The 13714-nt window shown below is 71.9% G+C and carries 11 protein-coding genes and 1 pseudogene; 7 read left to right on the top strand and 5 right to left on the bottom strand.

What is annotated here, in order from left to right; translation table 11 throughout:
• Positions 1–2: 2 nt before the first annotated feature.
• The 3 genes and pseudogenes from M4J07_RS20960 to M4J07_RS20950 form a co-directional block, all read right to left on the bottom strand.
• Positions 3–2760 (bottom strand): annotated as a pseudogene (locus tag M4J07_RS20960) (alkaline phosphatase family protein).
• A gap of 62 nt (positions 2761–2822) precedes the next feature.
• The gene (locus tag M4J07_RS20955; protein WP_255974134.1) at positions 2823–4202 is read right to left on the bottom strand and encodes an ABC transporter permease; all 1380 of its coding nucleotides are present in this window, start codon (positions 4200–4202) and stop codon (positions 2823–2825) included.
• Positions 4199–5272: an ABC transporter ATP-binding protein gene (locus tag M4J07_RS20950; RefSeq protein WP_255974132.1), complete on the bottom strand. Its 1074-nt coding sequence runs from the start codon at positions 5270–5272 to the stop codon at positions 4199–4201. The genes M4J07_RS20955 and M4J07_RS20950 overlap by 4 nt, the downstream gene beginning before the upstream one ends.
• A 188-nt stretch (positions 5273–5460) precedes the next feature.
• Here M4J07_RS20950 and M4J07_RS20945 point away from each other — a divergent pair, with 188 nt between their 5' ends.
• The 5 genes from M4J07_RS20945 (at position 5461) to M4J07_RS20925 (ending at position 10183) form a co-directional block, all read left to right on the top strand.
• Positions 5461–6510, top strand: a complete 1050-nt coding sequence (locus M4J07_RS20945; RefSeq protein WP_255974130.1) for an ABC transporter ATP-binding protein — start codon at positions 5461–5463, stop codon at positions 6508–6510.
• Between the two features lie 41 nt (positions 6511–6551).
• Positions 6552–7760 carry an ABC transporter substrate-binding protein gene (locus M4J07_RS20940; RefSeq protein ID WP_255974128.1) on the top strand — a complete coding sequence of 403 codons (1209 nt, stop codon included), beginning with the start codon at positions 6552–6554 and terminating at the stop codon, positions 7758–7760.
• A 25-nt stretch (positions 7761–7785) separates the two neighbouring features.
• Positions 7786–8622, top strand: a complete 837-nt coding sequence (locus M4J07_RS20935; protein ID WP_255974180.1) for an ABC transporter permease — start codon at positions 7786–7788, stop codon at positions 8620–8622.
• Between the two features lie 30 nt (positions 8623–8652).
• A complete protein-coding gene (locus tag M4J07_RS20930; RefSeq protein ID WP_255974126.1) occupies positions 8653–9468 on the top strand; it encodes an ABC transporter permease in 816 nt (271 codons plus the stop codon).
• A 151-nt stretch (positions 9469–9619) separates the two neighbouring features.
• On the top strand, positions 9620–10183 hold the full coding sequence (locus M4J07_RS20925; protein WP_255974124.1) for an MSMEG_1061 family FMN-dependent PPOX-type flavoprotein: 564 nt from the start codon (positions 9620–9622) through the stop codon (positions 10181–10183).
• On the opposite strand, the gene M4J07_RS20920 is transcribed toward M4J07_RS20925, so the two are convergent.
• Positions 10180–10608 (bottom strand): GNAT family N-acetyltransferase, encoded by a 429-nt coding sequence (locus M4J07_RS20920; protein ID WP_255974122.1) that lies wholly within the window; start codon positions 10606–10608, stop codon positions 10180–10182. The genes M4J07_RS20925 and M4J07_RS20920 overlap by 4 nt on opposite strands.
• A gap of 49 nt (positions 10609–10657) precedes the next feature.
• Between M4J07_RS20920 and M4J07_RS20915 the strand changes: the two genes are divergently transcribed.
• The gene (locus M4J07_RS20915; protein ID WP_255974121.1) at positions 10658–11368 is read left to right on the top strand and encodes an endonuclease V; all 711 of its coding nucleotides are present in this window, start codon (positions 10658–10660) and stop codon (positions 11366–11368) included.
• Here the strand turns inward: M4J07_RS20915 and M4J07_RS20910 are convergent.
• Entirely contained in the window at positions 11340–12533 is a 1194-nt protein-coding gene (locus M4J07_RS20910) for a saccharopine dehydrogenase family protein (RefSeq protein ID WP_255974119.1), read from the bottom strand. The genes M4J07_RS20915 and M4J07_RS20910 overlap by 29 nt on opposite strands.
• A 248-nt stretch (positions 12534–12781) precedes the next feature.
• Between M4J07_RS20910 and M4J07_RS20905 the strand changes: the two genes are divergently transcribed.
• The coding region (locus tag M4J07_RS20905; RefSeq protein WP_255974117.1) for a CaiB/BaiF CoA transferase family protein at positions 12782–13714 on the top strand (933 nt) is incomplete at its 3' end.

Below are 13714 nucleotides of genomic sequence, written 5' to 3'. Positions count from 1 at the left end.
GCTCACCCGTCGTTCTCCGCCGACGGGATGAAGGCGCCCGGGACGTCCTTGGGCGCGTACAGCTTCTTCTCGCCCGGGTACGGACGCGACCAGCCGTGCGTCTCGTACCAGGTGAAGTGGTTCATCTGCGCCGGGTTGGCGAAGTCCGGCACGGCGTGCGGGCCGGTCAGCCGCTGCTTCGCCTTCCAGCCGGCCCACTGCGCGGCCAGCTCGCGCTGCGCCGCGGGGACCTTCGTCGACGGCACGGCCGCCGCGGTCGGGTCCTGGGCCGCCGGGGTGTCCACGCCACACGCCGGCGGGGTCTTCAGACCGTCGGTGAGCGGCACCCGGTTGGGCAGTGCGGTGAACGGCGTGTAGTCGGGCTTCTTGGTGAAGGCCGACGCCATCGGCGTCGCCGCGCTGTCCTTCTGGTTCATCGGGTGGACCCCGAGGATCTGCTCGATCGTGCGGATCATCGTGATCTGCGAGTAGTAGCGGCTGTCGACGGTGCCGTGCTTCGCCCAGGGGCTGATGATCTGGATCGGCGCGCGGTGGCCGTCGACGTGGTCGAGACCGGCCTGGGAGTCGTCCTCGACCACGAAGATCGCGGAGTCCTTCCAGTACTTGGAGTGCGAGATCGTGTCCACGATCCGGCCGGTCGCCAGGTCGTTGTCCGCGACCTGCGCGGGCGAGTTCGCCGGGCCGCCGGTGTGGTCGCTGGAGAGCCAGAACATGTTCAGGTTCGACGGACCGTTCTTCGCGAAGTCCTTCTTCCAGATCTCGGCCCGGTAGATGTCGGGCACGCTGGTGTCGAACTTCGCGAAGCCGGGCACCGACACCGAGTTGAGCGACGGGATCGGCGACGACGACACCAGGTCGTACGCGGTGTCCGCGCCGGTCGACCGCATGTTCTTGGCGTCGCAGTACAGGTTCTGCCAGCTCGCGTCGGCCGGCTTGGTCAGGAACTGGTGGAACTCGCCGAAGTCCCGCACGGACCGGCCCGCGTCCTGGGCGCCCGTCCACAGGAACCCGGTCCGCTGGTGGCCCAGCGCGTCGTCCTCGGTGTCGTAGCTGCGCGCGTACTCACCGGCCGACGACTCGGTGTACTCCGGGTCGTCCGCCTGCATCAGCCAGTTGTGGCCCTCGGCCGAGTTCGTGCCGATGTCGTACGTGTTGTCGTAGAGGCCGAACTGCTCGGCCATGGCGTGCTGGTTCGGCGTCACGTTCGCGCCGAACTCGGCCAGCGCCGGATCGCCGTCGCCCTTCCGGCACGTCGCCGAAGAGCTGGTCGTAGGTCCGGTTCTCCTTGACGATCAGGAACACGTGCTTGATCGTCGACGGGTCGCCGAGCCGCACCGGGACCGGCACCGGCTTCGCGTGGTGCCTGGCGTTCGCCTTCTCGACGGCGCCCCGCGTCCAGCCGTTCTGTTGGAAGACCTTGGACGTCTGGGAGCGGATGACGCGGTCGCTCGGCAGTGTGAAGTGCTGCACGCTCGCCGTCGTGTCGTGCGTGGCGTGCCCGGCCTTCGTGGTGGGCCTGCGGGCGTCGACGCCACGGGTGTTGGAGACGACGACCTGGTCGCCGACCGTGGCGATCTCCGACGGGAAGTAGTCCGTCGGCAGCAGACCGACGTAGCTCACCGGCTCCTGCGGGGTGCTGTACCGGTAGACGGCGACTGCGTTGGCGCGGCCGAGCGTCACCAGGAGGCGGCCGTCGCCGGTGAGCGTCACCGCGTCGGGCTCGTAGCCCACCGACGCCTCGGGCCACGGCTTCGTGGAGATCGTCTGGACGACCTTGTCCTTGGCGGTGTCGATGACCGACACATCGTTCGTCGCCGTGTTGGTGACGAACAGGGCGCCCTTCTTCGCGTACAGCGCCGTCGGGTGCAGACCGACGGTGATGCCCGCGGGCGCGGCGTCCGGCTTCGCCAGGTCGATGACGCTGACCGTGCCGGTGGTGGTGGCCGCGGTCTTCGGGTCGGCCGGGACCTGCGTGTTGTACGAGTTGATGGTGGTGTCGCCGGGCTTCGCCGGGCGGCCGCCCTCGTTGCTGACGTACAGCTTGTCGCCGACCAGGGCCAGGTCGCGCGGCGCGTTGCCGACGTTCCAGCTCTGCTTGATCGCACCGGTCGCCGCGTCCAGGGCGACGACCCGGTTCTGCCCGTTGACCGCGGCGTACACGGTCGAGCCGTCGGCGGCGAACACCGGCTCGCCGACCAGCGCGTGCTTGGGCCCGTCGGCCGGGATCGCGACGGTCGTCGGGGCGCTGACGCTGCCGTCGTCGTTCACCGTGAACCGGGTGTAGCCGTCGGTCTGGCCGAGCCACAGCTGCTTGCCGTCGGGCGAGTACGTCGGGCCTTCCTGGCCCACGCTGTTGCTCGCGATCTTCGGGTTCGACGTCGCGGCCGTGCCGACGAGCTGCTGCTCCTTCCACGTCTTGAGGTCCACGATGGACAGCGCGGCGCCGCCGTCGGTGACCGACGCCGCGAGGTGCGTGCCGTCGGGGCTGACCGAGGACGACATGATCTTGCCGCTGTTGAGGACGAGCCGGTCGCCGTACGGGGCTATGTACTGGTCGCTGGAGATGACCTGGCCGTCCCGGGTGACCTGGCCCACCTGGTCGTGGCCGAACTGGTCCGTCGAGGCGAACGCGGCGCCGGCGGCGGTCAGGGCGAGCGCCGTGACACCGGTGACGACCAGGGGTTTGCGGCGGCCGACGCGTCTGGCGAGGAAGCCCGTACGGGCCTCCTCGACACGCCTGCGATGGCGTGTTACCTGCATGGTGGCATCCCTTCTTCGGTGCTCCGTCACGAAGCGGTGCTCCGTCACGTGGTGGCCCTCCGTCACGAAGTGGCCTTCAGCAGCTCGACGTTGGCGTCGAACTGCCACAGCGGGTTCGGTCCGTCCCCGGTCGGGGTGCGCACCAGGAAGTAGCCGTTGACTTCCTTCGGCCCGTCGCCGTCGGCCACGAACCGCCCGTCGGCGGTGACGTCCAGCTGGTAGATCGCCTGCCCGGTGGCGGCGGTGCCGGGCAGGTGCCAGGAGACGACGCAGCGCCAGTCGTTGCCCGGGCCCTCGGCGTCGACCCGGACGCTGCCCTTGTTGCACGCCGCCGTGGCCCGCAGCCGGGCCTCGGTGACGGCGGGCCGGTGCAGTTCCTCGGTCTGGACGACGTAGAGGTGCGCGAACGCCGTGGCGACCGAGCGCTGCACCTTGTCCTGCGTGATCCCGGAACCGGTCGCCGGGGTCGCGGCGGCGACCAGCGCGACCGTCGCGACGCCCAGGCCGAGCAGCGGCAGCGCGCCCACGGTGAGCGCCCGGCGCCCCGAGGTGTCGTCGGTGAGGTTGGTGAAGTCCCGCCGTACGAACAGGACGTACGCGAGCGCCGTCGCGGCCACCGCCCACACCAGGGAGACCGCGATGCCGATCAGCAGCGGCCCGAGCTGCTGGGGCCCGGTGAAGAGGCCGTTCCAGGAGATGAAGGCGTACCCGGGCAGCGCGAGCCGTACGGCGACGGGCAGCGGCAGCATCTGCCCGAGCTGCATCGCGAGCGCCACCAGCGCGGGGAGCAGCAGCCCCATCGGCGACCGGCCGAGCGCGACGGACCCGAGCAGTCCGATCGCGGACAGGGCCAGCGTCGGGGCGAGTGCGCAGGCCCACGCGAGCAGCACCTTCCCGGCCGCGTCCGACGCCGTCAGCACGTGGCCGTCGAGGCCGACCAGCGGATGGTTCCCGACGGTCAGCAGCCCGCCGGCCGTGCTGGACACGACGAGCCCGGCCACCAGGACCAGGATCACGACGAGGCTGGCCAGCGACTTGGCCACGAAGATCCGGCCCGGCGAGCGCACGGCGACCAGCAGGTGCCGCCAGGTGCCGAGCCGGTCCTCGGCCGCGAACACGTCCCCCGCGACGACGGAGGTCACGAGCGGCAGCGCCCAGCTCCCGGCGAACCCGAGCATGACCAGCGGCCCGGCCCACCCGGTGGCGTGCATCCAGCGCCCGAAGAGGGTGTCGACGGGCAGCGAACTCTGCTGGCTCACGGCCGCGACGAACAGGGCGGGCGCCACCCAGCACACCAGCACGATCAGCCGGATCCGCCACTGCGACACCAGCTTGACGACCTCGAACCGGAAGCCGCGGGTCACCGGGACGCGGCGGGGCGCGGCAACGTTGTCGGGAGCGGCGGGGGCGTCGGGAGCGTCCGAAGGGAGGACGGCGGTCATCGGGTGGCCTCCTGCGCTGCGCCTGCCGGTGCGATGGCCGGTGCGGTGGCCGGTGCGCCCGCTGGTTCGTCGGCCGGTGCGTCGGCGGGTGGGCCGGCCGGTTCTCGTGACGCCTCGCCCGGGCCGGTCAGGGCCAGGAACGCCGCCTCCAGTGGCGAGACCACCGGCGCCAGTTCGCGCAGGGCGACGCCCGCCTTCACCAGCCGGGTCACCAGGTCGTCGAGGGCGGGCGTCAGCGCGCGGACGACGAGCGCCTGCGCCGCCTGCGCCGGTTCCGTCGACTCGGCCGGTTCCGTCGGTTCCGTCGGTTCCACGAGGTGGATGCCCGACGTGTCGGCGGCCACGCGGCGGGCGGCCGCCGGGTCGGACGTGCGCAGGCGGTAGTCGAGTTCGCGGTTGGCCGCGGCCAGTTCGGCCAGGGGGCCGGAGAAGACGACGCGGCCCGTGGCGAGGAGGGTGACCTCGGAGCAGAGGGCCTCCAGGTCGTCCATCCGGTGGCTCGACAGCACGACGGCGGTACCGGCCGCCGCGAGCCGGGTCAGGACGCGGTGGACGTGCCGTTTGCCCGCCGGGTCCAGGCCGTTGGCGGGCTCGTCGAGGATCAGCAGCCGGGGCTCGGTGAGCAGCGCCGCGGCGAGACCGAGGCGCTGGCGCATGCCGAGGGAGAAGCCCCGGGTGCGGTCGTCGGCGACATCGGTGAGGCCGACCTGGTCGAGCGCGTCGTCGATCGCGGGGGAGCGCGGATCACGGCCGTGCAGCGCGGCGAGCGAGGAGAGGTTCTGCCGTGCGGTGAGGGACGGATAGAGCCCCGGTCCGTCCACGAACCCCGCGACCCCGGCAGGAGCGGCCAGTCCCCGGCCGACCGGCGCGCCGAGGATCTCCAGGGTGCCGCCGTCCGCGGTGGCCAGCCCGAGCAGCAGCCCGAGCAACGTCGTCTTGCCGGCGCCGTTCGGCCCGACCAGGCCGTGCACGCGTCCCCGCGCCACCTCCAGATCGATGCCGTCCAGAGCGACGACGTCGCCGAAGTGCCTGGTGATGCCTCGTGCCCGTATGGCGAGCGGTCTGTCCATGAGCCACCCTTCTTGTCGCAAGCCCCAAGGACCATAGGGAGCGCATAAGTCACGCACAGCGAAGGTGAGTTGAACGGACCGGGAACGCGAGGTCATCGGAGTCTCAAGTACCGAGGGATCCGGACAGGCCGTACCGAAAAGGGCACGCGGTCTTGTGGGAGTCGTTGAACTGTGCATGATCTACGCGTATGGCTACGGGCAACGGGACCACTGCGATCACCCTGCGCGGCCTGCGCAAGTCCTTCGGGGACGTACCCGCCGTCGATGGCGTCGAACTGGATGTCGCCGAGGGCGAATTCTTCTCGCTGCTCGGCCCGTCGGGGTCCGGCAAGACGACGGTGCTGCGACTGATCGCCGGGTTCGAGACCCCGACGAGCGGCACGGTCACCCTCGCGGGCGAGGACGTGACCCGCCGCGCACCCTTCGAGCGCGACGTCACCACCGTCTTCCAGGACTACGCGCTCTTCCCGCACATGACGGTCGAGCAGAACATCGCCTACGGGCTGAAGGTCCGCGGCGCCTCCCGCAGGGAGCAGGCCGAGCGGGCCCGCGCCGCCCTCGCCTCCGTCCGCCTCGAAGGGTTCGGCGCCCGCAGGCCGAGCCGGCTCTCCGGCGGGCAGCGTCAACGCGTCGCCCTGGCCCGGGCGTTGGTCGTCCGGCCGAGGGTCCTGCTGCTCGACGAACCGCTCGGCGCCCTCGACCTGAAGCTGCGCGAACAGATGCAGACCGAACTGAAGGAACTGCAGCGCGACGCCGGCATCACCTTCGTCCTCGTCACCCATGACCAGGCGGAGGCCCTGGCGCTCAGCGACCGCGTCGCCGTCCTGAACGCCGGACGCGTCGAACAGGTCGGCACCCCGGGGGAGTTGTACGAGTCGCCCGCCTCCGCGTTCGTGGCGTCCTTCGTCGGCACCTCCAACACCCTCACCGGCCGGGCCGCCGAGCTGATCGTGGGGAAACCAGGGACGTTCGGCGTCAGACCGGAGAAGATCCGGGTCCTCGACGCCGACGGGGAGCACGATCGGGCCGACCACAGCGCGGTGCACGGCACCGTCGCCGACGCCGTGTACCTCGGGGACAGCACCCGCGTCGTCGTCGACACCGACGCGGGGGTGCGCTTCGTCGTCGTACGGCAGAACCTGGACACCACCGCCGCCGACGCCCTCGCCCTGCCCGGCAGCCGGGTCCTGCTGCACTGGCACCGACGGCACAACGTCCCACTGAGCCAAGCGACTTGAGCGCACCCACGCTCACGCGAATCGACCGACAGGGAGACCTCGTGCGCGCCAACCGAACCATCCTGACCGCCGTCGCGCTCGGCGGGCTGCTGCTCACCGGCGCCTGCGGCGGCTCGTCCGACGACACGTCCGACGGTGCGCCCGGCGGCCGGGGCTTCACACCGCCGAAGCTCTCCGCCCCGAAGTCCCTCGGCTGGACCGAGGGCGAGGTCAATCTGATCGCCTGGGCCGGCTACGCCGAGGACGGCTCGAACGACCCGAAGGTCGACTGGGTCACCCCCTTCGAGAAGCAGACGGGCTGCCAGGTGAGCACCAAGGTCGCCGGGACCTCCGACGAGATGGTCAACCTGATGAAGACCGGCCAGTACGACGCCGTCTCCGCCTCCGGCGACGCGTCCCTGCGCCTCATCGCGTCCGGTGACGCCGCCCCCGTCAACACCGGTCTCGTGCCCAACTACCGTGACGTCTTCCCCGGGTTGAAGATGCAGCCCTGGAACTCCGTCAAGAAGGTCGCGTACGGCATTCCGCACGGCCGCGGCGCCAACCTCCTCATGTACCGCACCGACAAGGTCTCGCCCGCACCCGACAGCTGGAAGGCCGTCTTCGACGACGCGAGCCGCCACAAGGGCAGGGTCACCGCCTACGACTCGCCGATCTACCTCGCCGACGCCGCCCTGTACCTGATGAAGACGCGGCCCGACCTCGGCATCAAGGACCCGTACGCCCTCGACCAGAAGCAGTTCGACGCGTCCGTCGCCCTGCTGAAGAAGCAGAACGGGAACGTCGGCGAGTACTGGAGCGACTACCTGAAGGAGATCTCCGCCTTCAAGAGCGGCGACTCCGTCATCGGCACCAGCTGGCAGGTCATCGTGAACACCGCGCAGGCCGAGAAGGCCCCCGTGAAGGCGGTGCTGCCGAAGGAGGGCGCCACCGGCTGGTCCGACACCTGGATGGTCTCCGCGAAGGCCAAGCACCCCAACTGCGCCTACAAATGGCTCGACTGGATCGTGTCGCCGAAGGTGAACGCCCAGGTCGCCGAGTACTTCGGCGAGGCCCCCGCCAACGCGAAGGCGTGTGCCGAGACCGCCGCCAAGAACCACTGCACCGTCTTCCACGCCGACGACGCCGCGTACTGGAAGCAGGTCCACTTCTGGACCACGCCCATCCCGCAGTGCCTGGACGGACGCACCGACGTGAAGTGCGTGCCGTACGCGAAGTGGGTGCAGGCGTGGACCGAGATCAAGGGCTGAGGCGCCGGTGACGAAGGCCGCCGGGATGCTGCACCGCAGCCCCCGGCTCCGGCTGGCACTGCTGCTCGCGGCGCCCCTGACCTGGCTGGTCGTCGCCTATCTGGGATCCCTCGCGGTCCTCTTCCTGTCCGGCCTGTGGACCACGGACCCGTTCACGTCGGACATCGTGCGCAGCTGGACCCTGGACAACTTCAGGGCACTGGTCACGACCGAGGTGTACCGCCGGGTGGCCCTGCGCAGCATCGGGGTCGCGCTCGCCGTGACCGCGCTGTGCGTGGTCATCGCCTTCCCCATCGCCTTCTACACGGCGCGCGTCGCCCGCCCGCGATGGCGCCCCCTGCTGGTCGTCGCCCTCCTCACCCCGCTGTGGGCGAGCTACCTGGTGAAGGCGTACGCGTGGCGCGTCATGCTCGCCCGAGGGGGCCTGCTCGACTGGCTGTTGACCCCCTTCGGCCTCGACGGGCCGGGGTACGGGCTCACGGCGACGATCCTCGTCCTGACCTACCTCTGGCTGCCGTACATGATCCTGCCGATCCACGCGGGCCTCGAACGGGTCCCCGACAGCCTCCTCGACGCCTCCGCCGATCTCGGCGCCCGCACCGCGCGCACCCTGCGCACGGTCCTGCTCCCGCTGGTCCTGCCGTCGGTCGCGGCGGGCTCGGTCTTCACGTTCTCGCTCAGCCTCGGCGACTACATCGCCGTGCAGATCGTGGGCGGCAAGACGCAGCTCATCGGCAACCTCGTCTACTCCAACATCACGCTCGACCTGCCGCTGGCGGCGGCCCTCGGCACCGTGCCGGTCGTGGTCATCGTGCTCTACCTGCTGGCGGTGCGCCGCACCGGCGCGCTCAGCAGCCTCTGAGTCTCCGAAGCCTTCCGAAGGGAGCGAGTGGTGCATCTGTCCCGCCCCGCGCGCGTCGCGCTCCGCGTCGGCGCCCTGCTCGGCTTCACCGTCCTCTACGTCCCGCTGCTTCTTGTCGTCGTCAACTCCCTCAATCCGGACCGGAGTTCGTCCTGGCCGCCGGCCGGGTTCACCGTGCGCTGGTGGCGGGACGCCTGGCACAGCGCGGGTGCCAGGGACGCGCTGTGGACCTCGGTGAAGGCGGGCCTCGGCGCCACCGCCATCGCCCTGGTCCTCGGCACCCTCATCGCCTTCGCGGTCGCCCGGTACCGGTTCTTCGGCCGCGAGGCGATCTCGTTCGCGGTGGTGCTGCCCATCGCGCTGCCCGGCATCATCACGGGCGTCGCCCTCAACACGGCGTTCCGCACGGTCCTCGAACCCCTCGGCATCGGCCTCGGACTCTTCACCGTCGTCGTCGGCCACGCCACGTTCTGCGTCGTGGTCGTCTTCAACAACGTCGCCGCCCGGCTGAACCGGCTGCCCGGCTCGTACGAGGAGGCGGCCATGGACCTGGGCGCGAGCCCGCTGCGCGCGTTCCGCGACATCACGTTCCCGCTGACCCGCTCGGCGCTCGCGGCGGGCGGCCTGCTCGCGTTCGCCCTCTCCTTCGACGAGATCGTCGTGACGACCTTCACGGCGGGCCCCGGCGTCCAGACCCTCCCCATCTGGATCTTCTCCAACATGGCCCGCCCCCAACAGGCGCCCGTCGTCAACGTGGTGGCGGTCGTCCTCGTCCTGCTTTCGGTGATCCCGGTGTACGCGGCCCAGCGCCTGTCGTCCGACACGACGGCGGGCAGCCGGGTCTAGGGCCCGTCGTGGGGCGCCACACAACCGATCCAGGGTGTTAGGTGAGGCTAACCTAAGAGCAGATAAGGTGTGCGCAGCAACCACTTCCGGCGCAGGGCCCACGCGCGTCGCCGGAAAACCCGTACGACCTCTCACGACCTCAGGAGTCGGCTTGTCGCGCGCCACGGAAACCCTCGCCACCCGCCCGTCCCCGGAGCGGGACGACGGCTACGTGGAACTGCGCTCGCCGGAGCGGTTGCGCGAGATCCTCGGCGAGCCGCACCCCATCGTGATCGACAAGGTCCACGACCGACTCGACGACGGGGACCGCGCGTTGATCGCCCGCTCGCCGTTCTGTCTGCTCGCCACCGCGGACGACCGGGGCGACTGCGACGTCTCGCCGCGCGGCGACGGCCCCGGCTTCGCGCACGTCCTCGACTCCGGCACGCTCGCCCTGCCGGACCGGCCTGGCAACCGGCGCGGCGACAGCTTCCACAACGTCCTGCGCAACCCGCGCGCGGGCCTGCTCTTCCTCATACCCGGCGCCAAGGACGTGCTGCGCGTCAACGGCCGGGCGCGGATCCTCACCGACGCCCCGTTCTTCGCCGACATGGCGGTCAAGGGCGTGCCGCCGCAGCTCGCCCTCCTCCTGGAGATCGACGAGATCTATCTGCACTGCCCGCAGTCGCTGCGCCGCTCGGGACTCTGGGACCCGACGTCGTGGGAGAACGGCTAGCCGTTCATGACCCGAGCCATGCCCACCGAGTCGTACGAGGACGTCTCGACGAAGCCGAACTTCGCGTAGAGGTGCTTCGCCGGGCCGTCCGCGATCAGCGAGACGTACGCCGTCGCCGGCGCCCGCCGCTCCAGCTCCTCCGTGAGCGCCGCCATGATCCGCCGCCCGAGGCCCCGGCCCTGGTGGCCGGGGTGCACGCAGATGTCGACGACCTGGAACGCCGTGCCGCCGTCGCCGATGATCCGGCCCATGCCGACCGGCTCCCCGCGGTGGCGGAGCAGGACGCCGTGCCAGGTGTTCGGCAGCGCGATCGCCGCCGCCTCGGGGGACTTGTCGGAGAGTCCGGCGTCCGTGCGCAGCCGCCGGTAGACGTCGACGGACGGGACGCCGACCTCGATGGCGTAAGGGTCACTGAGCTCACTCATGTCTTACATCATAGAGGAGTGCCGGTCCGCGCTGTCTAGAGTCGGAGGCATGCAGACGATCACGGGGATCCCCGAGGACTGGCCGGTGGACGAGGCGGCGGCGCGCGCCGTGCAGGACGCGCTGCGCGGGCGGGTCGTGGTGGACGAGACCGGGCCGCTGCCCGGCACGGGGACCGTCACCGGGATCGACGTCGCCTACGACGACGAGCGCGACGTCGTCGCCGCGGCCGCGGTCGTCCTGGACGCGGCCACGCTCGACGTCGTGGAGGAGGCGACGGCCGTCGGGCACGTCGCCTTCCCCTACGTCCCGGGACTGCTGGCGTTCCGGGAGGTCCCGGCGGTGCTCGGCGCCCTCGACGCGCTGCGCACCGACCCGGGCCTCGTGGTCTGCGACGGCTACGGCCTCGCCCACCCGCGCCGCTTCGGCCTCGCCAGCCATCTGGGCGTGCTCACCGGACTGCCCACGATGGGCGTCGCCAAGAACCCGTTCACCTTCGCGCACGGGGAGCTTGGGTCCGCGCGGGCGAGCGCCGCCCCGCTGCGGGACGGCGCGGAGGAGGTCGGCCGCGCCCTGCGCACCCAGGACGGCGTGAAGCCGGTGTACGTCTCCGTCGGCCACCGGGTCTCGCTGGACAACGCGTGCGCGCACACCCTCGCCCTGACCCCGCGCTACCGCGTCCCGGAGACCACCCGGCGGGCCGACCGCCTGTGCCGGGACGCGCTCGCGGCGGTCAGCGCTCGGCCGCTACCCGGAACGTGATCCCGGCGGCGCGCAGCCGCCCGGTCAGCGCGTCGCCCATCGCCACCGCGGTGGTGACCTGGCCCGACGTGGCCGGCAACGGGTCCTGGGCGAGGCACATCGCGGACTCGGCGAGAATCTTCGCGGTCTCCTCGTACCCGGGGTCGCCGCCGGACACCTCGGTGAACACCCGGCGCCCGCCGCCCTCGCCGACGAACCGCACCGAGAACCAGCTCTTCGCCCGGCGCGCCTCGTCGGGCCCGTCGCCCGGCTGCACCCGGCCGCCCAGCCAGCGCCGGGCGGGCGGCACCTGGGCGGCGGCGAACAGGGCGCCGACCGCCGCGACCCCGCCCACCGCGACCGGCAGCGACTTCACCGCCGCGTAGTGCCGGTAGCGGAAGTCGGGGCCGTACCGCTCCAGGGCCCGGGCCGAACGCTGCACCACCTGCGGGTCGATCGTCGGCAGCGGCAGCGCCCAGGCCCCGACCTCCTTCGCGAACCGCGGCGTCCCCGTCGGTGCGTACGCGGTGCGCCCCACCAGCCGCGGCTGGTGGCGCCGCCGGTCCCGCTGCGCGGCGAGCATCTGCCGGCCCCGCGCGAACTGGTTCAGGGCGGAGGCGAAGGTGCCGCCCGAGAACGTGGCGTTCGTGCGGACGTACCCGTCCACCCGCAGCGGCACGCCCTCCGGCAGCTGTTGGACCGTGAAGTACGCGCCGAGGTCGTGCGGCACCGAGTCGAAGCCGCAGGCGTGGACGATCCGGGCGCCCGTCTCGCGCGCGCGGGCGTCGTGCCGCACGTACATGAGGTCCACGAACTCCGGCTCGCCCGTGAGGTCCAGGTAGTCGGTGCCCGCGTCCGCGCACGCCGCGACCAGGCCCTCCCCGTACTCCAGGTACGGGCCCACGGTCGACGCCACCACCCGCGCGCGGGAGGCCAGTTCGCGCAGCGAGGCCCGGTCGGCGACGTCCGCGCGCTCCAGCGGGAGCACCGCGCACGCGGGGTCGATTCCGGTGAGCCGCTCGCGCAGCCGCTCCAGCTTCGCCACGTCCCGGCCCGCGACGGCCCAGCGCAGTCCTTCGGGGGCGTGCGCCGCGAGGTACTCGGCGGTGAGCACTCCCACGAAGCCCGTCGCCCCGAACAGCACCACGTCGTACGGCCTGTCCTCGGCCTTGTCCGACCCGTTCATGACACCCCTCACCCTGCTCCCGCGCCGTTGTCGGTGGCCGAGGCTAGCGTGACGAGGTGACGGGGTCGGCAGGGCCCCACGGGACGCGGGCGTCATGGCCGGTCCGGCCCGCCGGGCCCGCGCTCCGGCCACCCCCGACCGGAAAATTGGCTAAGCGCTTGCTCGTCAAGGGCTTGTGCCGACTGGAACGTGTTCTTAGCATCGCTGGTGTAACAGTGGTTGTGTCACAGACTTGGGGGCGTGGCGGGATGGCAGTTCCAGGCACGGAGGCGCAGGACGGGCTGCCCGGCGGCCCCCTCGCCGGGGTGCGCGTGGTGGAGCTGGCGGGGATCGGGCCCGGCCCGTTCGCCGCGATGCTCCTGGCCGACCTCGGCGCCGACGTCGTACGCGTCGACCGGCCCGGCGGCGCGGGCCTCGCGATCGACCCGGCGTACGACATCACCAACCGGAACAAGCGGTCGGTGATCGTCGACCTGAAGGCGGCGGACGGCGCCGAGCGCGTGCTGCGCCTCGCCGAGCGCGCCGACGTGCTGATCGAGGGCTACCGGCCGGGCGTCGCCGAGCGGCTCGGCGTCGGGCCCGAGACCTGCCACGCCCGCAACCCGAAGCTCGTCTACGGGCGGATGACCGGCTGGGGCCAGCAGGGCCCGCTCGCCCAGCGCGCCGGACACGACATCGGATACATCGCGCTCACCGGCACCCTCGGCATGATCGGCAGGCCCGACGAACCGCCGACCGTCCCGGCGAACCTCGTCGGCGACTACGCGGGCGGCTCCCTCTACCTCGTCGTCGGCATCCTCGCCGCCCTGCACCACGCCCGCGGCACCGGCGCGGGACAGGTCGTCGACGCCGCCATCGTCGACGGCGCCTCGCACCTCGCCGCGATGATCCACGGCATGCTCGCGGCCGGCGGCTGGCAGGACCGGCGCGGCGCCAACCTGCTGGACGGCGGCTGCCCGTTCTACGGCACGTACGAGACGGCCGACGGCCAGTACATGGCGGTCGGCGCCCTTGAGCAGCAGTTCTACGACGAGTTCATCGGCCTCATGGGCCTCGCGGACAGCGCACCCGCCCGCAAGGACCTGGCCCGCTGGGGCGAGCTGCGGGACGCCGTCGCCGCCCGCTTCAAGGACCGTACGCGCGACGAGTGGACGGCCGTCTTCGAGGGATCGGACGCGTGC

It is taken from the genome of Streptomyces longispororuber, from assembly GCF_024448165.1.
In the GTDB taxonomy this organism is placed as follows: domain Bacteria; phylum Actinomycetota; class Actinomycetes; order Streptomycetales; family Streptomycetaceae; genus Streptomyces; species Streptomyces longispororuber_A.
Note: the sequence above shows the minus strand (reverse complement) of the source record. Positions and strands in the feature narration are given on the sequence as shown.